The 21,545-nt window shown below is 53.8% G+C and carries 23 protein-coding genes, 1 rRNA gene and 1 other annotated feature (1 of these 25 running past the window's edge); of the genes, 23 read left to right on the top strand and 1 reads right to left on the bottom strand.

Annotated elements, in window-relative coordinates; translation table 11 throughout:
• The first annotated feature begins 199 nt into the window (after nucleotides 1–199).
• A 5S ribosomal RNA gene (gene rrf / locus GSF01_RS24110) occupies nucleotides 200–316 on the top strand.
• 60 nt (nucleotides 317–376) lie between these two features.
• Here the strand turns inward: rrf and pdaA are convergent.
• Nucleotides 377–1,129 carry a delta-lactam-biosynthetic de-N-acetylase gene (gene pdaA / locus GSF01_RS24115; RefSeq protein WP_159887898.1) on the bottom strand — a complete coding sequence of 251 codons (753 nt, stop codon included), beginning with the start codon at nucleotides 1,127–1,129 and terminating at the stop codon, nucleotides 377–379.
• A 412-nt stretch (nucleotides 1,130–1,541) separates the two neighbouring features.
• Here pdaA and GSF01_RS24120 point away from each other — a divergent pair, with 412 nt between their 5' ends.
• The 22 genes from GSF01_RS24120 to rplA all read left to right on the top strand — a co-directional run bounded on the left by GSF01_RS24120 (nucleotide 1,542) and on the right by rplA (nucleotide 21,475).
• On the top strand, nucleotides 1,542–2,003 hold the full coding sequence (locus GSF01_RS24120; protein WP_159887838.1) for a CtsR family transcriptional regulator: 462 nt from the start codon (nucleotides 1,542–1,544) through the stop codon (nucleotides 2,001–2,003).
• A gap of 47 nt (nucleotides 2,004–2,050) precedes the next feature.
• Nucleotides 2,051–2,584: a UvrB/UvrC motif-containing protein gene (locus GSF01_RS24125; RefSeq protein WP_159887839.1), complete on the top strand. Its 534-nt coding sequence runs from the start codon at nucleotides 2,051–2,053 to the stop codon at nucleotides 2,582–2,584.
• A gap of 14 nt (nucleotides 2,585–2,598) precedes the next feature.
• The gene (locus GSF01_RS24130; protein ID WP_159887840.1) at nucleotides 2,599–3,675 is read left to right on the top strand and encodes a protein arginine kinase; all 1,077 of its coding nucleotides are present in this window, start codon (nucleotides 2,599–2,601) and stop codon (nucleotides 3,673–3,675) included.
• Between the two features lie 59 nt (nucleotides 3,676–3,734).
• Complete coding sequence (clpC, locus tag GSF01_RS24135; protein ID WP_159887841.1) at nucleotides 3,735–6,179, top strand: ATP-dependent protease ATP-binding subunit ClpC; 2,445 nt, start codon at nucleotides 3,735–3,737, stop codon at nucleotides 6,177–6,179.
• A 182-nt stretch (nucleotides 6,180–6,361) separates the two neighbouring features.
• Nucleotides 6,362–7,729, top strand: a complete 1,368-nt coding sequence (radA, locus tag GSF01_RS24140) for a DNA repair protein RadA (protein WP_159887842.1) — start codon at nucleotides 6,362–6,364, stop codon at nucleotides 7,727–7,729.
• A 106-nt stretch (nucleotides 7,730–7,835) separates the two neighbouring features.
• Nucleotides 7,836–8,885, top strand: a complete 1,050-nt coding sequence (gene disA / locus GSF01_RS24145; protein ID WP_159887899.1) for a DNA integrity scanning diadenylate cyclase DisA — start codon at nucleotides 7,836–7,838, stop codon at nucleotides 8,883–8,885.
• A gap of 76 nt (nucleotides 8,886–8,961) precedes the next feature.
• Nucleotides 8,962–9,699, top strand: coding sequence for a CDP-diacylglycerol--serine O-phosphatidyltransferase (gene pssA, locus GSF01_RS24150; RefSeq protein WP_159887843.1), 738 nt, complete (start codon nucleotides 8,962–8,964; stop codon nucleotides 9,697–9,699).
• A gap of 169 nt (nucleotides 9,700–9,868) precedes the next feature.
• Nucleotides 9,869–10,966, top strand: coding sequence for a PIN/TRAM domain-containing protein (locus tag GSF01_RS24155; protein WP_159887844.1), 1,098 nt, complete (start codon nucleotides 9,869–9,871; stop codon nucleotides 10,964–10,966).
• 124 nt (nucleotides 10,967–11,090) lie between these two features.
• Entirely contained in the window at nucleotides 11,091–11,798 is a 708-nt protein-coding gene (gene ispD / locus GSF01_RS24160; RefSeq protein WP_159887845.1) for a 2-C-methyl-D-erythritol 4-phosphate cytidylyltransferase, read from the top strand.
• The gene (gene ispF, locus GSF01_RS24165) at nucleotides 11,795–12,280 is read left to right on the top strand and encodes a 2-C-methyl-D-erythritol 2,4-cyclodiphosphate synthase (RefSeq protein ID WP_159887846.1); all 486 of its coding nucleotides are present in this window, start codon (nucleotides 11,795–11,797) and stop codon (nucleotides 12,278–12,280) included. Before ispD ends, ispF begins: the two co-directional genes overlap by 4 nt.
• 34 nt (nucleotides 12,281–12,314) lie before the next feature.
• Nucleotides 12,315–13,766: a glutamate--tRNA ligase gene (gene gltX / locus GSF01_RS24170; RefSeq protein ID WP_159887847.1), complete on the top strand. Its 1,452-nt coding sequence runs from the start codon at nucleotides 12,315–12,317 to the stop codon at nucleotides 13,764–13,766.
• A gap of 484 nt (nucleotides 13,767–14,250) precedes the next feature.
• Nucleotides 14,251–14,913 (top strand): serine O-acetyltransferase, encoded by a 663-nt coding sequence (gene cysE / locus GSF01_RS24175; RefSeq protein ID WP_159887848.1) that lies wholly within the window; start codon nucleotides 14,251–14,253, stop codon nucleotides 14,911–14,913.
• Nucleotides 14,903–16,300 (top strand): cysteine--tRNA ligase, encoded by a 1,398-nt coding sequence (cysS, locus tag GSF01_RS24180; protein WP_159887849.1) that lies wholly within the window; start codon nucleotides 14,903–14,905, stop codon nucleotides 16,298–16,300. The genes cysE and cysS overlap by 11 nt, the downstream gene beginning before the upstream one ends.
• Nucleotides 16,301–16,362: 62 nt before the next feature.
• Nucleotides 16,363–16,899 carry a Mini-ribonuclease 3 gene (locus GSF01_RS24185; RefSeq protein WP_159887900.1) on the top strand — a complete coding sequence of 179 codons (537 nt, stop codon included), beginning with the start codon at nucleotides 16,363–16,365 and terminating at the stop codon, nucleotides 16,897–16,899.
• A gap of 57 nt (nucleotides 16,900–16,956) precedes the next feature.
• Nucleotides 16,957–17,697, top strand: a complete 741-nt coding sequence (rlmB, locus tag GSF01_RS24190; protein ID WP_159887850.1) for a 23S rRNA (guanosine(2251)-2'-O)-methyltransferase RlmB — start codon at nucleotides 16,957–16,959, stop codon at nucleotides 17,695–17,697.
• A 37-nt stretch (nucleotides 17,698–17,734) separates the two neighbouring features.
• Nucleotides 17,735–18,250, top strand: a complete 516-nt coding sequence (locus tag GSF01_RS24195) for an NYN domain-containing protein (protein ID WP_159887851.1) — start codon at nucleotides 17,735–17,737, stop codon at nucleotides 18,248–18,250.
• 114 nt (nucleotides 18,251–18,364) lie between these two features.
• The gene (gene sigH / locus GSF01_RS24200; protein ID WP_072338043.1) at nucleotides 18,365–19,009 is read left to right on the top strand and encodes an RNA polymerase sporulation sigma factor SigH; all 645 of its coding nucleotides are present in this window, start codon (nucleotides 18,365–18,367) and stop codon (nucleotides 19,007–19,009) included.
• 286 nt (nucleotides 19,010–19,295) lie between these two features.
• Nucleotides 19,296–19,445, top strand: a complete 150-nt coding sequence (gene rpmG / locus GSF01_RS24205) for a 50S ribosomal protein L33 (RefSeq protein ID WP_072338042.1) — start codon at nucleotides 19,296–19,298, stop codon at nucleotides 19,443–19,445.
• Nucleotides 19,446–19,464: 19 nt separating this feature from the next.
• Nucleotides 19,465–19,677 (top strand): preprotein translocase subunit SecE, encoded by a 213-nt coding sequence (gene secE / locus GSF01_RS24210; RefSeq protein ID WP_072338041.1) that lies wholly within the window; start codon nucleotides 19,465–19,467, stop codon nucleotides 19,675–19,677.
• A 28-nt stretch (nucleotides 19,678–19,705) separates the two neighbouring features.
• The gene (gene nusG / locus GSF01_RS24215; protein ID WP_159887852.1) at nucleotides 19,706–20,239 is read left to right on the top strand and encodes a transcription termination/antitermination protein NusG; all 534 of its coding nucleotides are present in this window, start codon (nucleotides 19,706–19,708) and stop codon (nucleotides 20,237–20,239) included.
• A 39-nt stretch (nucleotides 20,240–20,278) separates the two neighbouring features.
• Complete coding sequence (rplK, locus tag GSF01_RS24220; RefSeq protein ID WP_159887853.1) at nucleotides 20,279–20,704, top strand: 50S ribosomal protein L11; 426 nt, start codon at nucleotides 20,279–20,281, stop codon at nucleotides 20,702–20,704.
• 78 nt (nucleotides 20,705–20,782) lie between these two features.
• On the top strand, nucleotides 20,783–21,475 hold the full coding sequence (gene rplA, locus GSF01_RS24225) for a 50S ribosomal protein L1 (RefSeq protein WP_159887854.1): 693 nt from the start codon (nucleotides 20,783–20,785) through the stop codon (nucleotides 21,473–21,475).
• Nucleotides 21,476–21,531: 56 nt separating this feature from the next.
• Nucleotides 21,532–21,545: a sequence feature (ribosomal protein L10 leader region), on the top strand (it continues 151 nt past the right edge of the window).

Below are 21,545 nucleotides of genomic sequence, written 5' to 3' on the forward strand. Positions count from 1 at the left end.
AACGCGTGTAGCTGACGAATACTAATCGGTCGAGGGCTTATCCAAATAAGCTAACAGCATTCAGCATGCTTAGTTTCGCATCCAGTTTTCAAGGTGCAAGCCTTGAGAAAGCGGGGATATTTTCTCGCAGCGATTCCAGAGGAGTAATCCTCGAAAAATCCAAGCTTCCGAAGTAGTTTCACTTCGTGAAACTTGCAGGTTTGGTGATGATGGCGGAAGGGAACCACGCGTACCCATCCCGAACACGAACGTTAAGCCTTCCAGCGTCGATGGTACTTGGACCGAAGGGTCCTGGGAGAGTAGAACGTCGCCAAGCTTCCAAAACAGCCCGTTCAGTTCACGCTGAATGAGCTGTTTTTTTGTTGGCCGAGTCTGGTTACGGCTTGCGAACCGTCATTTCATCCAGGCTTTTGAACACATATCCTTGCTTGCGCGCTTCATCGATGATAGCTCCCAGAGCTTCAGTATTGTCCTTGGATACCGAATGCAGCAGCAGTACAGCACCGGGATGCAATTGAGCCATGACCTTGTCATAGGCGTACTTCCACCCCTTCTGATCCCTCGTATCCCAATCCTTGTAAGCGACCGACCAGAACACATTCGTATAACCAAGCTCTTTGCTCACGGCTAAGGTCCGTTCATTGAAAATGCCCCTCGGCGTACGCAAGTAGGTCATCTCCTGCTGGCCGGTAATGTCAGCTACCGCTGTTTTTACTTGGGTGAGCTCCTCCCGGATACGTTCAGCGGAAATCTGACTCATGTCGGGATGATGCCACGAATGGTTGCCGATCAGATGTCCCTCCGCTTTCATCCGCTTAAGCAGTTCGGCTTGCTCCTTAACATAGTGGCCGGTTACGAAGAAAATAGCGGGTACTTGCTTTTCTTTCAGCGTATCCAAAATGCGTGGGGTAAACCCGTTCTCATAACCGTTATCGAAGGTAAGATACAGCTCCTTTTGATTCGGGTCTCCGGTGAAAATAGCTCCGTATTTTTGCAGCAGCGGTTTAAAGCCTTCTTCATTGATGGAAGGCTCTTGCCCGTTGACGCTTTTTTTAAAGCCAAAATGATAAGCTACGTCAGCTTGTACATCATCCGGAAGAAACCAGACTGTAACTAGGCAGGCCAACATCCACGCGGCAATAAGCTTGGGTCTACAGCCTCTCTGCTTCACTTCGATACATCCTCCTGATTTAGTGAAAATTAACGTGCATGGAACCCTCAAAGCTCGTGTTACTATCCCACGATTCAAAAGAGGGTATGTATGCCCGATCTAGAAAAAATATGGGTTCAGCAGATCGGAAGGCCGCCTACTTTACACAACATTTGGCTGCCGCGCATACGTTAACTTGGTCCAGGAATGTACATACTGAGACAAACGTACTCAGATAATGGAGGGCAGGTCCGGGAGAGAAGGGCGTGGGAAGACCAGTTGCAATCCGAAATAAATCTGTTATAATATTACTAAAGTCAAAGAAAGTCAAAGTCAGTAAATGGTTTAAAAAGCAAGTACCTAAATAACCTTTGTATGGAGGTTGAAGCAGATGCGCAGTGTTTCAGAAATGATCGAGCAGCATCTGAAGCAAATCATGCAGCAGAGCCCGGATGGCGTAATCGAGATCCAGCGCAATGAGCTGGCCGATCAGTTTAATTGCGTTCCGTCGCAAATTAATTATGTCATCAGCACTCGTTTTACCTTGGAGAAAGGGTATATCGTCGAGAGCAAGCGTGGCGGCGGGGGGTATGTCCGGATTCAGAAGATCGTGCTGCATTCGCATGGCACGGTGCTTGATTATATTTTTCAAAATGTAGGCACTCACATTGACCAAAATGCGTCCGAAGGGCTTCTCTACCGCCTGGAGGAAGGCGGGTTCGTTACTACTCGTGAGGCTGCGCTTATGAAAGCGGCTTTGGACCGAGAGGTGCTTACGCTCAAGCTGCCTCTGCGGGACGAGATACGCGCCCGGATGCTGAAGGCGATGATGATCTGCTTATTGAGCAAGTAAACGAAAGTAAACGATATACCCTATACAACGCCGAAGGAGGGACTGCTTTGATTTGTCAGGAATGCGGGAAAAAGCAGGCGACACTTCATTTCACGAAAATCTTGAACGGCGAAAAAACGGAATTCCATATTTGCGAATCGTGCGCTCGGGAGAAGGGAGAGATGATTCCGGGCACGCCCGGAGGATTCTCGATTCATAACCTGTTGAGCGGCTTGCTCGACTTCGAGCCTACGTCTCCTAATCAGACGGCGGCCAAGGTCCAGCCGACCCGATGCGATCATTGCGGCTTGACCTATAGCCAGTTCAGTAAAGTGGGACGCTTCGGCTGTAGCGAATGCTACAAGCATTTTAACGAAAGGCTAGACCCTTTATTCAAGCGGGTTCACGGCAATACGACACATACGGGCAAGGTTCCCAAGCGCTCAGGCGGGTTAATAAAGATTAAACGGGAAATTGAGGAATTAAAGAAGGACTTGCAAGGCCGGATCGAGCAAGAGGAATTTGAAGAGGCAGCTAAGCTGCGGGACAAAATCCGCGAATTGGAAAAACAGGCAGCAGAAGGCCAGACGGCGGGGGAATAAGGAGGAGCACCCTTATGACGGAAGTGCAACGCTTTACGGAGCACGCCTTGAGCGATTGGATGAAAGAGGAAGGTCCGGACTCGGACATCGTAATCAGTACGCGTATACGCATAGCACGCAATGTGGGGGCGTATCCCTTCCCCATGCTGGCCACGAACCAGCAGTCTCAAGAGGTGCTGAACCGCGTCAAATCATTGATGGACAATGAAGATCTGGAGACGATCAGTCACTTTACCCTGCTGCCACTGTCCGAGCTGGATGAGCTGCAGCGGCGCGTGCTTGTGGAGAAGCATCTGATCAGTCCGGCCCTTGCCAATGATTCGCGCAATGGGGCTGTTATTCTTTCGGATAATGAATCCATCAGTATCATGGTGAATGAAGAAGATCACCTGAGGATACAGTGCCTATGCCCGGGGTTTCAGATCAAGGAAGCCTGGGATCTGGCCAATCAGATTGACGATGTTTTTGAAGTTCAGCTGGACTACGCCTTCGATGAGAAGCGGGGATATATGACAAGCTGCCCGACTAATGTCGGCACGGGCATCCGTGCCTCGGTCATGATCCATCTGCCGGCGCTTGTGCTTACTCAGCAGATCAACCGGATTTTGTCGGCTATTACGCAGGTAGGCCTAGCTGTCAGGGGGTTATACGGAGAGGGCAGCGAAGCGCTGGGCAATTTGTTCCAGATATCCAATCAGATTACGCTGGGCCAGTCGGAGGAAGAAATTATCGACAATCTCCACAGCGTCGTTCGCCAGATTATCGAGCATGAGCGCGCCGCAAGGATGAAGCTGTCGGTAGAGAACCGAGCCAAGCTATTGGACCGGGTGAGCCGGTCTTACGGTATTCTGTCGTACGCAGCGATTATGGACTCGAAGGAAGCGGCTCAGCGACTGTCGGATGTGAGGCTCGGTATTGATCTCGGTTTTATCAAAAAAGTGCCTCCGCAGGTGCTTAACGAATTGCTGGTGATGACTCAGCCGGGTTTTTTGCAGCAGTTAGCAGGAGAAAAGCTGTCGCCTGAAGAAAGAGACATTAGAAGAGCGCAGCTGATCCGAGACAAAATGTCCGAATCGGACGAAGTCCGCTGACACCACGATCACCAGAACAGCAAACAAATGAATGTTTACCAATCTTGGAGGTGTTACTCATGATGTTTGGCAGATTTACGGAACGCGCGCAGAAAGTATTATCCTTGGCTCAAGAGGAAGCTGTCCGGCTAGGACATAACAATATTGGAACCGAGCATATTTTGCTTGGCTTGATTCGGGAGGGCGAGGGCATTGCCGCTAAAGCGTTAATCGCGCTCGGACTAGGCCTGGAGAAGATACAGGACGAGGTGGAATCCCTCATCGGGCGGGGGCAGGAGCAGCCGACCAACATTGCTTATACGCCTCGCGCCAAGAAGGTCATTGAGCTGTCGATGGATGAAGCCCGCAAGCTTGGGCATACGTATGTCGGTACGGAGCATATCCTGCTGGGACTTATTCGCGAAGGCGAGGGTGTGGCCGCTCGGGTGCTGAACAATCTCGGCGTGAGCTTGAACAAAGCTCGTCAGCAGGTTCTGCAGCTGCTCGGCAGCAGCGAAGTTGTTTCCCCTAGCCACGGCAATCCGGTCAATGTCAATACGCCTACGTTGGACGGCTTGGCACGCGATCTGACCGCCTACGCGAAGGACGGCAATCTGGATCCGGTTATCGGCCGCAGCAAGGAGATTGAGCGCGTGATTCAAGTGCTCAGCCGCCGCACGAAGAACAACCCGGTTCTGATCGGGGAGCCCGGTGTCGGTAAAACTGCGATCGCGGAAGGTCTTGCCCAAAAAATTATTAACAATGAAATTCCGGAGACGCTGCGCGACAAGCGGGTTATGACGCTCGATATGGGCTCGGTCGTTGCCGGAACGAAATATCGCGGTGAATTCGAGGATCGTTTGAAAAAAATTATGGACGAAATTCGCCAAGCCGGGAACATTATTTTGTTCATCGACGAGCTGCATACCCTGATCGGAGCGGGGGGCGCAGAGGGAGCGATCGATGCTTCGAATATTTTGAAGCCATCCCTGGCCCGCGGCGAGCTGCAATGCATCGGCGCTACCACCTTGGACGAATATCGCAAATATATTGAGAAAGACGCCGCTCTAGAGCGCAGATTCCAGCCGATTACGGTAGATCAGCCTTCGCCGGAAGAAGCGATTCAGATCCTGCATGGTCTGCGTGATCGGTATGAAGCCCATCACCGGGTGAAAATTACGGATGAGGCGATCGAGCAAGCCGTTAAACTGTCCGACCGTTATATTACGGACCGGTTCCTGCCGGACAAAGCGATCGATCTGATCGATGAGGCGAGCTCCAAGGTAAGGCTCCGCTCCTACACGGTACCGCCGGATCTGAAGAAGCTGGAGAACAAGCTGGAAGACATCCGCAAGGAGAAGGATGCTGCGGTACAAAGCCAAGAGTTCGAGAAGGCAGCTTCTCTGCGCGACACGGAGCAGAAGATGCGCGAAGAGCTGGATACGACGAAGAACGAGTGGAAGGAAAAGCAAGGACGCACGGACTCCGAGGTAACCCCTGAAGACATCGCGCAAGTAGTGGCGAGCTGGACGGGAATCCCGGTCGTCAAGCTGGCGGAGGAAGAGACCGAGCGACTGCTGAAGATGGAATCCATCCTGCATGATCGCGTGATCGGGCAGGATGAGGCCGTCAAGGCCGTAAGCCGCGCTATCCGCCGGGCAAGAGCAGGCTTGAAGGATCCGAAGCGTCCGATGGGCTCCTTCATCTTCCTGGGACCTACGGGCGTCGGTAAAACCGAGCTGGCCCGCGCCTTGGCCGAGTCGCTCTTCGGGGATGAAAATGCGGTGATCCGCATCGATATGTCCGAGTACATGGAGAAGCATTCCACGTCGCGTCTCGTCGGGGCACCTCCGGGATATGTGGGGTACGAGGAAGGCGGTCAGTTGACCGAAAAGGTTCGCCGCAAGCCCTACTCCGTCGTCCTGCTGGATGAAATTGAGAAGGCGCATCCTGAAGTTTTCAACATCCTGCTGCAGGTGCTGGAGGATGGCCGCCTGACCGATTCCAAAGGCCGTACGGTTGATTTCCGCAACACCTTGATCATCATGACATCCAACGTCGGGGCCGATGTGATCAGGAAAAATTCGACGCTTGGTTTCACGGCGACGATCGATGCGGGCCGGGAATACGGGAACATGAAGGACAAAGTGATGGGTGAGCTGAAGAAGAGCTTCCGTCCGGAGTTCCTGAACCGGATCGACGAGATCATCGTCTTCCACTCCCTTGACGAGCAGCATATCGCTCAGATCGTGACGCTGATGGCGGACGATCTCCGCAAGCGTCTGAGGGAGCAGGAGGTGGACTTCGTGATTACGGATGCCGCCAAGGCATTCCTCGCGAAGGAAGGCTACGACCCGAGCTTCGGTGCCAGACCGCTTCGCCGGGCGATCCAGAAGCACATCGAGGACCGGTTGTCCGAGGAACTGCTCCGCGGCAACATATCCAAAGGCGATAAGCTGACGATCGACGAAAAGGATGGGGAACTGGTCGTGAACCGCGACCTCAGCGTCGGCTCGGAGGCCTAAAGGGAATCGCTAAATTATCTGCCTTACAGGCACCTGCCGTTACCGGTTTATCCGGTCGGCAGGTGTTTTTTGGCTGAAGCCAGATTTTATTTGCATTTTATTGCCTATACGAGGAGAGTAAGGGTTTTCTTTGCCCGAGCGGCATGGTAAACTTTGAATGGAACTTGAGGTGACTAGAGAAGATGGCCAAAACAAAAACGAAATTTTATTGTCAGCAGTGCGGCTATGAATCGCCGAAGTGGCTCGGGAAATGTCCGGGATGCGAGGCGTGGAATACCTTTGTGGAAGAAGTAGAGACGGTCAGCAAATCGAGGGGAGCGAGTACCTCGATTTCCAATAAGAAAGAAAAACCGGTTTCGATCATAAATATAGAAAGCAGCGAAGAGCAGCGGGTTATCACGAACAACCAGGAGCTGAATCGGGTGCTGGGCGGCGGGCTCGTGCCGGGCTCGCTAATACTCGTCGGCGGCGACCCGGGGATCGGGAAATCTACGCTGCTGCTCCAAACCTCCCATGAGCTGACCGAACAGCAGTTGAAGGTGTTATATATTTCCGGTGAGGAATCGGTTAGACAAACGAAGCTAAGGGCAGACCGCCTGCAAGCGGTGTCTCCGCTTCTCTTCGTACTCAGCGAGACGAATGTCGAGTTTATTGAGGCGGCTATCGACGAGCTGGAGCCTGACTTTATTGTAATCGACTCGATTCAGACGGTATATCATCCGGCTGTTACCTCCGCACCGGGCAGCGTGTCCCAGGTCAGGGAATGCACCGGGCATTTTATGCGAATTGCGAAAGTCAGGGGTATTGCAACCGTACTGGTTGGTCATGTTACTAAGGAGGGGGCGATCGCGGGCCCTCGGCTGCTCGAGCATATGGTGGATTGCGTACTCTACTTCGAGGGAGAGCGGCATCATTCCTACCGGGTGCTCCGTGCGGTCAAAAACCGGTTCGGCTCCACCAACGAGATCGGCATCTTCGAAATGCGGGAGAGCGGATTGGTCGAGGTCAGCAATCCGTCCGAGCTTTTCTTATCCGAGCGTCCGCTCGGGGTAGCCGGCTCCATCGTAGTCGCCAGTATGGAGGGTACGCGGCCTGTGCTCGTAGAGCTCCAGGCGTTAATCTCCTCCACCAACTTCCCTTCCCCGCGCAGGATGGCAACCGGTTACGACCATAACCGGTTGTCGCTGATCATCGCGGTGCTTGAGAAGCGAATGGGGATGTTTTTGCAGAACCAGGATGCTTATCTGAATATTGCGGGCGGAGTCAAGCTGGATGAGCCCGCTGTCGATCTGGCGGTTGCCGTCAGCATCGCATCCAGCTTCCGCGACCAGCCGACCCAGCCCTTCGATGTCGTATTTGGCGAAGTGGGCTTGACCGGCGAGGTACGGGGCGTATCGCGCGTCGATCAACGCGTCCGGGAGGCACAGAAGCTGGGCTTCAAACGGGTCATTATGCCGGAGAAGAGCTTGAAAGGGTGGACGCCTCCTCCGGGAATTGAGATCATCGGCGTGCAGACTGTAGCACAGGCGCTGTCTGCCGCATTGGTATAAATATGATGGGTGTACAAGAAGCTCGGCTTTTTGGAATCCGAACTTATAGTCGTCAGGAAGTCAGGAGGGACATCGCTTGAGCAAGGAAGATTCAAAACGCGACGTGATGAGCCAGCTGCTGCAGCTGGTTGCACCGGGTACGCCATTTCGCGATGGGCTGGAGAACGTACTGCGGGCAAAGACGGGCGGGCTGATCGTAGTCGGCTATAGCCCGGAGGTGATGGAGATCGTAGATGGAGGCTTCTCCATCAATTGCGATTTTTCCCCAAACTACTTATATGAGCTTGCCAAAATGGACGGCGCCATTATCCTCAGTGAGGATCTGAAGCGAATCCTTTATGCGAATACCCAGCTCATTCCGGATTCATCGATCTCGTCTTCCGAGACGGGGATCCGCCACAGAACCGCAGAGAGGGTCGCAAAGCAAACCTCGAAGCTGGTCGTGTCCATATCGCAGCGCCGGAATGTCATTACGTTGTATCAGGGAAATTTGCGTTATGCATTGAAGGATATTGGGGTAATACTGACTAAGGCGAACCAGGCGATTCAGACGCTGGAGAAATATAAGTCGGTGCTCGATCAGGATATGACGAATCTCGGTGCGTCAGAGTTCGAGGAGATTGTGACGCTGCATGATGTCACGGGCGTTATCCAGCGGATCGAGATGGTGCTGCGCATTAAAACAGAAATCAATCGGTATATTAATGAACTCGGCAACGAGGGCCGGCTGATCAGCATGCAGCTGGAGGAATTGGTGGGAAATACGGAACGCGAAGCTCTGCTGCTCGTAAAAGATTATATAAAGGAGGCTAACGAGGACAAGGTCAAGGATGTGTTCTCGCAGCTCAAGCGGCTTGCAGGAGACGAGATTATCGATCACTCCCAGATTGCCCGCGTTCTCGGATATCCTCATTTTTCCGCCAACGCCGAAGAAATCGTTTCACCGCGAGGCTATCGTGTGCTGAATAAGATCCCCCGGCTGCCTACGATTATTATTCACAATTTAATCGAGCGGTTCGGGCAGCTCCCCCATCTGATGATGGCTACGATCGGAGAGCTGGATGAGGTGGACGGGATTGGAGAGGTACGGGCACGAACGATTAAAGAAGGACTGAAGCGTATCCAAGATCAGGTACTCATTGACAGACATATCTAACTTGCTTACAATCATAGGGTGACCCCACTAGCATGTACGGCTTGGGGGAACAGTAAAACCAGAGGTGGACTAATCCATGATAACTAAATCCCTACCCAATGTCTTTACGATTGGGAATTTGTTCCTCGGTATCATCGCCATTATATCCGTTTTTAATAATAAGCCGGAGCTTGCGGCGATCATGGTCATTGTAGCGATGCTGCTCGATGGCTTGGACGGGCGCGTGGCACGTGCGTTGAATGCCCAAAGCGAGTTCGGTAAAGAACTGGATTCCTTGTCGGATGTCATTTCTTTCGGAGTAGCGCCGGCGTTCATTATGTATGTAGTAGCTTTTACCGATCTGAATACGGCTGCGGCCTGGATCGTTACGGCTGTGTTCCCGATCTGCGGAGCTCTTCGCTTGGCAAGATTCAACGTGGTCGCCGGAACGCCCGGCTACTTTATCGGACTTCCCATTCCAGCTGCAGGCGGCGTGTTGTGCACCCTTGCCCTGTTCCATCAGGAATTGAATACCCTGGTGCTGGTACTGTCCACGCTTCTGCTATCCTATCTGATGGTTAGCACCGTGAAATACCCGAACTTCAAGAAAATCGGCATCCCGAAGGCGGCTATCTGGATTACTCCGGTCGTTGTCGTCATTGCCGTTGTACTGGCCATTAAATTTCCAGGCACCTTGTCCAAGCTTATTTTCGTGCCGCTGCTCCTTTATGCGCTGTATGGCTTAAAAAAAAACGTTGATCGCCTCTTCTTCTTTGCCCGCAGAAAGCGGAAAAAAGAACTCGAGGAAGCGGAATCGCAAACTCCCATCCTCTAAAACACGTATAGACGGAAATGAAAAGCATTTATTTTCCTCCTGGAGAATAGATGCTTTTTTTGTTTTTTCGTCATTTTTGTAAATTCTTTGCCTGCAGGGATTAGCGAGGATGCTTTTGGATCATAATTGTAACGAGGAAGTTAGGAAATTATTGGAGGTGAAGACTAGGATGAAAAAAGGATTCCAGCTACTATTTGCACTGATCGGCGGCGCCTTGGGCGCGCAGTGGAGCGATGCGCTCGGTACTCCCGTATTTGATGTCCTAGCATCGATAGCGGGAGTGGACGAGATAAGGGGACAAGCCGTCTGGATGTTTTTGGCTTTCGCTTTAGTCTTTTACCTCGTCAGCGCTTGGGCTTTCCATTCCATGCTGGATGCCATTCAGGACGGGGAGCAACGGATCGAATCCGTCCCGATCATCGATCTGATCGCCGGGTCGACGGGCATGGGGATCGGCGTCTTGCTTTCCACGCTGCTGCTGCTCCCCCTCGATCGAACAGGCTTTTCCAATCCGCTGCTTCATATGCTGGTCATCGGCATCCTGGCTTTTGCCGGCTTTCGGCTGGGGCTAGTGAAGAAGGAAGAACTGCTGGCCCTATTGGAGAAGCGGGGAGAAGCGCGCGGTCGGCGCGGGGGGCAAGGAGAGGTAAAGGGCTTTGAGGAACATAAGATTCTGGACACCAGCGTCATTATTGACGGCAGAATTGCCGATATCTGCAAAACCGGCTTTATCGAGGGCACGCTTGTCATTCCCGAGTTTGTGCTGGAGGAGCTCCAGCATATTGCAGATTCGTCGGATTTGCTGAAGCGAAACCGCGGCCGTCGCGGGCTCGACATTCTGAATAAAATTCAGAAGGAGCTGGATGTGAAGGTGCTGATCTACGAAGGGGATTTCGAGGATATCTCCGAAGTGGACAGCAAGCTGGTCAAGCTGGCGAAGGTGCTGCGCGGCAAGGTGATCACGAATGATTTCAACCTCAATAAGGTATGCGAGCTGCAGGGCGTATCGGTGCTCAATATTAATGATCTTGCGAACGCCGTAAAGCCGGTCGTGCTGCCGGGGGAGGAAATACTGGTCCAGGTCATCAAGGACGGCAAGGAGTATGGTCAGGGAGTCGCCTATCTGGACGACGGAACGATGATCGTGGTGGAGGGCGGCCGCGAATTTATTGGAACGACGCTGGACGTGCTCGTTACAAGCGTGCTGCAGACATCGGCGGGCCGGATGATTTTTGCCAAGCCCAAGCTATTGGAAAAAGCGCTCTGAACCGTTATGATAGAGGAGATGCACCTTTACGATCTCCATCCAAGCGGTCAGAGATGCTTGTTGCGAGATGATGCGAATGTATGTTCGCGGCTGGTGTTAGACGGTTGGCAGGCAGGTGGGCATAGTGAGGAACAAGACAGGCGTTGTCGTCGTGGCAGCCGGGAAAGGCACCCGTATGGGCACGACGGAAAGCAAGCAGTATTTGCAGCTGGATGACAAACCGATACTTATACATACGCTACTAGCGTTCGAACGGATGGAGTTTGTCGATACGATCGTCCTGGTGACCGGCGCAGACGATGTGGAGCGCTGCCAGCATTGGGTCCGGCAATACGGTCTGGTCAAGACGGCTGCGGTGATTCGCGGGGGCAGGGAACGTCAGGATTCCGTGTATGAGGGACTGATGGCACTGCCTACCGGCATCGACTGGGTGCTTGTCCATGACGGCGTTCGTCCGTTCGCGGCAGCCCGCCATGTGAAGGCATGTCTGGAGCAAGCGCGGCTGACGGATGCGGCCGTTCTCGCCGTGCCCGTGAAGGATACGATAAAAATCGTGAACGGCGATGGCGTCATTGCGGCGACGCCGGACCGCAGCAGCTTGTGGGCGATACAAACCCCGCAAGCTTTTCGTCTTTCTTTATTGCTGGAAGCGCATGCCGGGGCTAAGAGGGACGGCTTTACGGGTACGGACGATGCGATGCTGGTCGAGCGTCTGGGGAGAAGCGTATCCGTCGTAGAGAGCGATTATTACAACATTAAGATCACGACGCCGGAGGACATGCCTTGGGCCGAATGGATCTTACATCATGTCAGGGGAGAGGGAAACGAATGATTCGCGTAGGACAAGGATTTGACGTGCACCAATTGGTAGAGGGACGGAAATGTATCATCGGAGGGATCGAGATCCCTTTCGAAAAGGGGTTGATCGGACATTCCGATGCCGACGTGCTGCTCCATGCGCTTAGCGATGCGATTCTCGGGGCGCTGGCTATGGGCGATATCGGCAGACATTTCCCGGATACGGCTGACGCGTATAAGGATGCAGACAGCTACGAGCTGCTGCTGCAGGTGTGGAAGCTCGCGGTGGAAGCGGGATACCGACTGGGCAATGCGGATCTGACGATCATCGCTCAGAAGCCCAAGATGGCGCCGTATATTCCGGCTATGGTGACGCGGATTGCAGCCGCCCTCGGCGCAGAGGAAAACCAGGTCAATGTGAAGGCTACGACGACCGAGCAGCTCGGGTTTACCGGACGTGGCGAAGGAATCGCATCCCAAGCGATTGTTTGTCTGGTTCGAGATGTGTTATCATAACACATTATAGATTTTACGGAAGGGGATTCAGGGGATGGCTGACGTTCGTGTAAGATATGCGCCGAGTCCGACCGGTCATTTACATATTGGCGGTGCCCGCACCGCCTTGTTCGATTATTTGTATGCCCGTAAGCATGGGGGGCAGTTTATCGTCCGCTTCGAGGACACGGATCAAACGCGTCATGTGGAGTCGGGAGTCGACAACCAATTGGAAGGCTTGCGCTGGCTTGGCTTGGATTGGGACGAAAGTGTGGATATCGGGGGCCCTTATGGTCCTTATCGGCAGATGGAGCGGCTGTCCTTGTATCAGCCATTCGTCGAGCAGTTGCTGAAGGAAGGACATGCTTACCATTGCTTCTGTACGGAAGCCGATCTCGAAGCGGAGCGTGCCGCCCAGGAGGCGGCTGGCGAGATGCCGATGTACTCCGGCAGGTGCCGCAGCCTGACTCCGGACGAGCGCCAGCGCTACCTGGATGAAGGGCGTCAGCCGTCCATCCGCTTCCGGGTGCCGGCAGATCGGACGATCGCCTTCACGGACCGTATCCGTGAGCGCGTGGAGTTCGAAACGAACGGGATCGGCGACTTTATTATCGTGCGGCCGGATGGCATACCTACTTATAACTTTGCCGTCATTCTGGACGATCACCTGATGAAGATCTCGCTCGTGATCCGGGGAGAGGAGCATCTGACCAACACCCCGCGCCAGATCATGATGTATGAGGCGCTTGGCCTGCCGGTTCCCGAGTTCGCTCATTTGGCGCTGATTCTGAATCAGGAACGCAAGAAGATGAGCAAACGGGATGAGTCGATCATCCAATTTATCCAGCAGTATCAGTCGCTCGGGTATTTGCCGGAGGCGGTGGTCAACTTCATCGCGCTGCTAGGCTGGTCGCCGAAGGGCGAGGAAGAGATGTTCTCCAAGGAAGAGCTGATCGCGCAGTTCGACCTCGACCGGGTATCCAAGAGCCCGGCTGTTTTCGATATGGACAAGCTGAACTGGATGAATAATGCTTACATCAAAAAAGCGGACCCCGAGCGGATCGCCGGGCTCGCGCTGCCGCATCTGCAGCAGGCGGGCTTGCTGCCCGGGGAACTGAGCGAGGAGCAGCATACCTGGGCCCGCTCGCTGATCAGACTGTACCAGGAGCAGCTGCGTTATGCCTCTGAGATTGTTAATCTGTCCGAGCTGTTCTTCCGTGAAGAGGTGCAGATCGGCGACGAAGCCGGCGCGCTGCTTGCCGAGGAGCATGCTCCTGTCGTACTCGCTGCCTTCCTGAAGCAGGTCGAGGCTGCCGCAGATTTTAGCGTGGATGCGATCAAGGGTCTGATCAAGGCCGTACAGACCGAGACCGGCTACAAGGGCAAGCCTCTGTTTATGACGATTCGCGTCGCGTTGACGGGCCAGATGCACGGTCCCGATCTGAACATGACGATTCATCTTCTGGGCCGGGACAAGGTGCTTGCGCGGCTTAAGAAGTTATTGTAATCAAGCGGTATTTCTGCTAACATCGTAAACAAACCTATATCCATCATGGCGTAGAACGGGAAAGTACGCGGAAAGGGCGGATTCACAGAGAGGATGACCGGCACAGAAGCCGGCTGCGAGTCATCCAATCCACCATCGGCGGAAGTGCACCCGGGAGCCGTAAAGACGATCTGATCCGCGAGGACTCCCTCGTGCTCAGGGTAGTTTTGCCGTACCGTTCACGATACGAACGAGTAAGATGCGCGGATGCGTGGTTTCCAGGCGGACAGCCGGACAGCCATCGCCCGTGCAAGCAGAGTGGAACCGCGACTTGACACGCCTCTGCAGCCTTGACGGCTGCGGGGGCTTTTTGAGCTTTAAGAAGGCGGGACAGTAAGAGAGTATTAGCCTGCGGGGCGCAGATGGCGCGGTTCGGTAAGGGAAGGAAAGCCGCAGAAGCGTTTATGCTGCAGGGAAGGATAAAGGAAGCGGGGTCCTAAAAGTCATGTTCGGCAGAATGAAAGAAGACATTGCCACGATTTTTGAGAACGATCCGGCCGCCCGCGGCTGGTTTGAGGTGGTATTCACCTACGCGGGGCTGCACGCTTTGTGGGCGCACCGGATCGCTCATTGGTTCTACAACCGAAAGTGGTATTCCTTGGCGAGGGTCATCTCACAGATCAGCCGGTTTATGACCGGTATCGAAATTCATCCGGGCGCCGTGATCGGCCGCCGCTTTTTTATCGATCATGGGATGGGAGTCGTCATCGGGGAAACCTGTGAGATCGGCGACGATGTCCTGCTGTATCACGGGGTGACGCTTGGCGGGACCGGCAAGGAGAAAGGCAAGCGCCATCCGACGATCGGCAATAATGTCGTGATTTCCGCGGGAGCGAAGGTGACGGGCTCCTTCACGGTAGGCGACAATTCCAGAATAGGCACCAACGCGGTTGTGCTCTCCGAGGTTCCTCCGAACAGTACCGTTGTCGGCATACCGGGACGCGTCGTGAAGCGCGACGGCGTGCGGATCGGCCGGCTGGAGCATGACAAGCTGCCGGATCCGGTCATCGAGATGTTCCGGAATACCCAGGAGCAAGTGGATGAATTAAAAAGGAAGCTGGCTATACTGGAATCTAAGAACGGAGGACAAAACTCTCATGACGCTTAATATTTACAATACGATGGCCCGTCAAAAAGAAGAATTTAAACCGCTTGAAGCGGGTAAGGTGAAGATGTACGTCTGTGGTCCGACCGTATACGACTATATCCATATCGGCAACGCGCGGCCGGTCATCTTCTTCGATGTGGTACGCCGGTATTTGGAATACAGCGGATACGAAGTCACTTTTGTTGTAAATTTCACGGATGTCGACGATAAGCTGATTAAAAAAGCGGCCGAGATGAACCTGACGGTTCCTGAGGTGGCCGATCTGTTCGTTCAGCATTATTACGAGGATACGCGGGGACTTGGCGTACGCGAAGCGACTGTGCATCCCCGGGTTACGCAAAATATGAAGGAGATCATCGAATTCATCTCCGAACTGGAAGCGAAGGGACTCGCCTACGAGGCAGGAGGAGACGTGTTTTTCCGGACGGCGAATTTCTCAGAATACGGCAAGCTGTCGCAGCAGAACCTGGAGGAGCTTCAATTCGGCATCCGGGTCGATGTGGATCAGCGGAAGGAGCATCCGCAGGACTTCGTGCTGTGGAAGGCGGCTAAGCCGGGGGAGATCAGCTGGTCCAGCCCGTGGGGCGAGGGACGTCCCGGCTGGCATATCGAGTGTTCCGCCATGGTGCGCAAGTACCTTGGAGATACGATCGACATTCACGGCGGCGGACAGGATCTGACGTTCCCGCATCATGAATGCGAGATCGCGCAGTCAGAGGGGCTGACCGGTCACACGATGAGCCGCTATTGGATGCATAACGGCTTCGTGAACATCAACAATGAAAAAATGTCCAAGTCGCTTGGCAACGGGATTACCGTGCATCAACTGCTCAAAACGATCCCGGCCGAGGTTATTCGATACTTCATGCTATCCGGTCATTACCGCAACCCGCTTAACTTCAGCGATGAGGCGGTAGAGCAAGCGAGAGGTAGCCTCGCCCGGATCGAGAACTGCCGGGCTGCGCTGAAGCACCGGTTGAAGACGGCGGATGCGAGCCATGCTGATGAGGCGGTGGCTAAGGCAGTGGCAGAGATCAAGGCGCAATTCGAAGCCAAGATGGATGACGACTTTAATACGCCGGATGCGATTACTGCCGTGTTCGAGCTAGTCAATGTGGCGAATCCCTACTTGAATCAGGATCATGTTCATGCCGAGACGGTGGAGCTGCTGCTTGGCCAGTTGACTGCAATGAACGAGGTACTCGGCATTCTGGCCAGCGATTCGGAGGAGCTGCTGGATACGGAGATCGAACAGCTGATCCTTGACCGGACGGAAGCTCGCAAGAGCAGAAATTGGGCGCGTGCCGACGAGATCCGCGATCTTCTGACCGAGCGCGGCATTGTGCTTGAGGACACTCCGCAAGGCATACGTTGGCGGCGCAAATGAGGGGGGACGAACAAGCGAAGCCGCAGAAGCCGGCAGTCGCAGCTTCTTCTCCCGGCGCCGAGATGTCCGTCTGCGGGCCGGTCAAGGATAGCGCGGCTGTGCCGGGGGCCCGGGGCATACCAAGTGGCGGTGCAGGGGCCGGTGGATCCAGAGAGGATCTGCAGCCCTTCCAAGGGAGCGCTGACCCGTTCGGGCTGAATCTGTTCGCCTACCCCCCTGCCCGCGAGCCGCGGCTGCTCAATCCGCTTGTACTTGCCTATATAGGGGATGCGGTATATGAGGTGTTCGTCCGTCAATATGTGATCGCGCAGGCGAATCATAAGCCCGATCATCTCCACCGGCTGTCTACGAAGTTCGTATCCGCCAAGGCGCAGGCCAAGGCGCTCGGCCGCTGGCTTCCTCAGTTGTCCGAGGAAGAATCCGATATCGTGAAGCGGGGCCGCAATGCCAAGTCGGGGACGACGGCCAAAAATGCAGACGTGCTGGAATATCGGCACAGTACCGCATTTGAATGCCTGATCGGCTACCTGTACTATACCCGCCGCTGGGAGCGTCTGCGCTTCCTGCTTGAGCTCTCGCTGGAGCGGGAAGAAGCCTGAATATGGCCCCGCCTGAGGGCCGGCACACCAACTAACCGAAGAGAAGAGGGATACAGCGTGGAAGATCTCATTGGTGGCAAGCATTCCGTTCTAGAAGCGCTCCGTTCAGGTCGAACGGTGAATAAAATATGGATAGCCGAGCAGGCCCAGAAGCAGCTGACCCAGCCGATCATTGCCGAGGCCAAGCAGCATGGAGTTATCGTTCAATTTGCAGATAAGCGCAAGCTGGATCAGATGGCGGAGGGCTTGCAGCATCAGGGAGTGGTCGCCCAGGTAGCCGCCTACGATTATGTGGAGGTGGAGGACTTGCTCGCACGGGCTGCCGCCCGCAACGAACAGCCCTTTTTGCTCATTCTGGACGAGATCGAGGATCCGCATAATCTGGGCTCTATTCTCCGGACGGCGGACTGTACGGGGGTACACGGGGTTATCATTCCGAAGCGGCGTTCGGTCGGACTTACCGCTACCGTGTCCAAAACATCCGCTGGAGCCGTGGAGTACGTGCCGGTTGCTCGTGTAACGAACCTGGCTCAGACCATCGAGCAGCTCAAAGAGCGGGGCGTCTGGATCGCGGGGGCGGATGTCGGCGCCAAAGCTCCGCTTTATCAGACCGACCTCAGCTTGCCCATCGCGATCGTGATCGGCAATGAAGGCAAGGGGATTGGCAGACTGATCCGCGAAAAATGTGATTTTCTGCTCCAGCTTCCGATGTTCGGCCGCATTAACTCCTTGAATGCCTCGGTAGCGGCTTCGGTATTCATGTATGAAGTAGTCCGCCAGCGGCACGCCGGCAAATGACGGTTCGGAAGTCGCGGCGCTGCGGCGGGTGTGCGCTATGATTCAGGAAATTCTTATCGTGGACGGCTACAACATCATCGGAGCGTGGCCCGAGCTGCAGAAGCTGAAGGATATTCGGCTGGAGGAGGCGCGTGACCGGCTTATTCAGATCATGTCGGAATACCAATCCTTCTCCGGCATGAAGGTCATCCTGGTGTTTGACGCCTATTATGTGCCGGGTCATGGACGCAAGTATGTGCACAGCAAGCTGCCGGTTTACTTTACGAAGGAAAAAGAGACGGCTGACGAGCTGATCGAACGGCTGGTGACCTCTCATGTAGGACGGAGGAAACAGGTCTATGTGGCTACCTCGGATATGATCGAGCAGCATGTGATCTTCGGCAAAGGCGCATTTCGGATACCGGCTGGCGAGCTGCTGATCAAGGTGCGGCAGGCGAGGCAGGAGGTGCGCCGTAAAATTCGCGAGGAGACGGAGGTTCGGCGCAATTCCTTCGACGAGGCTTTGAGCGACGAGCTCCGGAAACGGCTGGAGGATTGGCGTCGAGGGCGCTGAAATGCCGTAAATCCGCGCATATGCCAAGCAAAGGCAAGTCGAATTTTATTGACGTTGATAGATTACATAATGTATACTAGCCTTATCTTTCAAGCGCAGGCCGGAGGGATTGTGGTGAGTGTCGACCTCAAAGAGTTGAGAATGTGCGAATACGACCTCAAGGCTGACGAAGACGTAGTCGAAGCGGTCCGCGAAGGCGACAGCGATGCGCTGGAGTACTTGATTAACAAGTATCGTAATTTCGTTCGTGCCAAGGCCCGGTCTTACTTTCTGATCGGAGCCGATCGGGAAGATATCGTACAGGAAGGTATGATCGGACTGTACAAGTCCATCCGCGACTTCCGTGGCGATAAGCTCGCCTCCTTCAAGGCATTTGCCGAGCTTTGCATTACCCGTCAGATCATTACGGCTATCAAGACGGCTACCCGTCAGAAGCACATTCCTCTCAATTCTTACGTATCTCTGGATAAACCAATTTACGATGAGGACTCAGACCGAACGCTGCTCGACGTTATTTGCGGCTCTCGCGTATCTGATCCGGAAGAATTGATCATCAACCAGGAGGAATTCAGCGGTCTTGAGGACAAGATGGGCGAGATCCTGAGCGATCTGGAACGCAAAGTGCTGATGCTGTATCTGGACGGGCGATCCTATCAAGAGATTGCCGTTGATTTGGACCGTCATGTGAAGTCGATCGATAATGCCCTGCAGCGGGTCAAACGCAAGCTGGAGCGCTATCTGGAAGTCCGCGACGCATAAGCATGCACCTTTTCTTTCACGGAGAAGGTGCTCTTTTTTATGAGTGTCCCCTGCGTGCAGCGGGGCCCTGCGCCTCTAGGCTGACGGCATCTGTTTATCTAGCTGGCTGGATGCCTATACTAGTGGTAGAGGCAGGCGACAAGAGAGGCTGACAGTTCTACCTATTTTCTTGACAGAAGAATAACCGTGTGATAATGTATTCAGGTAGCCTTAGCCGAGTAGGCGTTTTTTTGCTGATCGTGCAAGGGGCTGTAAATCAGAGGCTGGTCCGTAGGAGGTGTACATCATGCGGGTGATCATCACATTAGCGTGCACAAACTGCAAGCAAAGAAACTATGCGTCTTCCAAAAACAAGCGCAACCATCCTGACCGCATGGAGCTCAAGAAATATTGCAAGTATTGCAATGAACAAACGGCTCATCGCGAAACTCGCTAGTTTGTTGGAGGTGTAGGTTGTGTCCTTTTTGGCTAAAGTGAAGCAGGGATTCGGCAGCACGTTTTCTTTTTTTGGGGACGCATGGTCCGAGTTGAAAAAAGTAAAGTGGCCCAGCCGTAAAGAGCTGATTAGTTACACGCTGGTCGTGTTATTTACGGTCATCTTCGTGACGGTGTACTTCTACGTTCTGGACTTAGGTATTTCAGAGCTGCTTCGCCTCGTGTTTAAATAATCTAGGCTGATTGGTGGCGCTAATGGGAATGGAAAAGAGATGGTACGTCGTACATACCTATTCCGGGTATGAAAACAAGGTGAAGGCTAACTTGGAAAAACGTGTGGAATCTATGGACATGAAGGACAAGATCTTTCGCGTGCTTGTTCCCATGGAAGAAGAGTTGGTGAATAAAGACGGTAAGAAGAAGACGGTTATGCGCAAAGTATACCCGGGATATGTGCTGGTGGAGATGATCCAGACCGACGATTCCTGGTATGTGGTGCGGAATACCCCTGGAGTTACCGGATTTGTCGGCTCGACCGGTTCTGGTTCGAAACCGACCGCGCTGCTTCCTGAGGAAGTAGAGGCGATTCTCAAGCACATGGGGATGGAAGAGCCGAAACCGAAGATCGATTTCGAGCTTCGTGATACGGTTCGCGTGAAAGTCGGCCCGTTCGCCAACTTTGTTGGGTCCGTAGAGGAAATACTCGTCGACAAAAGCAAGCTGAAAGTGCACGTCAATATGTTTGGCAGAGAGACGCCGCTTGAGCTCGACTACCATCAAGTGGAGAAGCTGTAAGCGACGGCTGCCATACTACATGCGAGGAGGTGTCACACAATGGCAAAAAAAGTAATTAAAATGGTGAAACTGCAAGTTCCTGCAGGGAAAGCGAACCCGGCGCCGCCGATCGGTCCTGCACTGGGGCAAGCAGGCGTTAACATCATGGCATTCTGCAAAGAGTTCAACGCTCGTACTGCAGATCAAGCAGGTCTGATCATTCCGGTGGTTATCACGGTGTTCGAGGATCGTTCCTTTACGTTCGAGACGAAAACGCCTCCGGCTGCCGTATTGCTTCGCGTTGCTGCCGGTATCGAGAAAGGCTCCGGCGAACCGAACAAGAAGAAGGTTGCGACCGTTAGCCGTTCCAAAGTCCGTGAAATCGCTGAGCAAAAAATGCCTGACCTGAACGCAGCATCCGTTGAGTCTGCTATGCGCATGGTCGAAGGTACGGCTCGCAGCATGGGTGTTACTATCGTTGACTAATCCGGCACTTTCGCTGGAGGAAAAGCAAGGCAATCAGTGGGAGGATATTCCGCTAGTACCACATAGGAGGACTATAAAGTGGCTAAACACGGCAAAACATACTTGGAAGCTGCCAAGTTGATCGAAGCCGACAAGTTCTACGAGCCGCTCGAAGCGATCGAGCTCGTGAAGAAATCGGCACGCGCCAAATTCGACGAAACTGTCGAAGTGGCTGTACGTCTGGGTGTAGACCCTCGTAAACAAGACCAAGCCGTCCGCGGCGTGGTAGTACTGCCTCACGGCACAGGTAAAACCAAGCGCGTACTTGTATTCGCCAAAGGGGAGAAAGCTAAGGAAGCGGAAGCTGCCGGCGCTGATTTCGTAGGCGATCAAGACGTGATCAACAAAATCCAGCAAGGCTGGTTCGACTTCGATGTCTGCGTAGCTACGCCTGACATGATGAGTGAAGTCGGTAAACTCGGTCGTATCTTGGGTGGTAAAGGTTTGATGCCTAACCCTAAAGCGGGCACTGTAACATTTGATGTTGCTAAGGCCGTTCAGGAGATCAAGGCTGGTAAAATCGAATACCGTCTGGATAAGGCTGGTCAAATCCATGCTCCGATCGGGAAAGTTTCCTTCGACGCTGAAAAGCTCGCTGAAAACTTCAAAGCCCTGGTCGATGCGCTGAACAGAGCGAAGCCGGCAGCTGCCAAAGGGGTATACCTGAAAAACATCGCGGTATCCTCGACGCAAGGTCCGAGCGCTCGTATCAACGTAACGGGTCAACGCTAGAAAATGTTTGCTGGTTGACTTTTATAGTCGGCTGTGCTAACCTGTTCTAGGTTGTTAACAAACGAATATG

Origin of the sequence: Paenibacillus puerhi, assembly GCF_009846885.1 — a bacterium.
Taxonomy (GTDB): Bacteria; Bacillota; Bacilli; order Paenibacillales; family NBRC-103111; genus Paenibacillus_G; species Paenibacillus_G puerhi.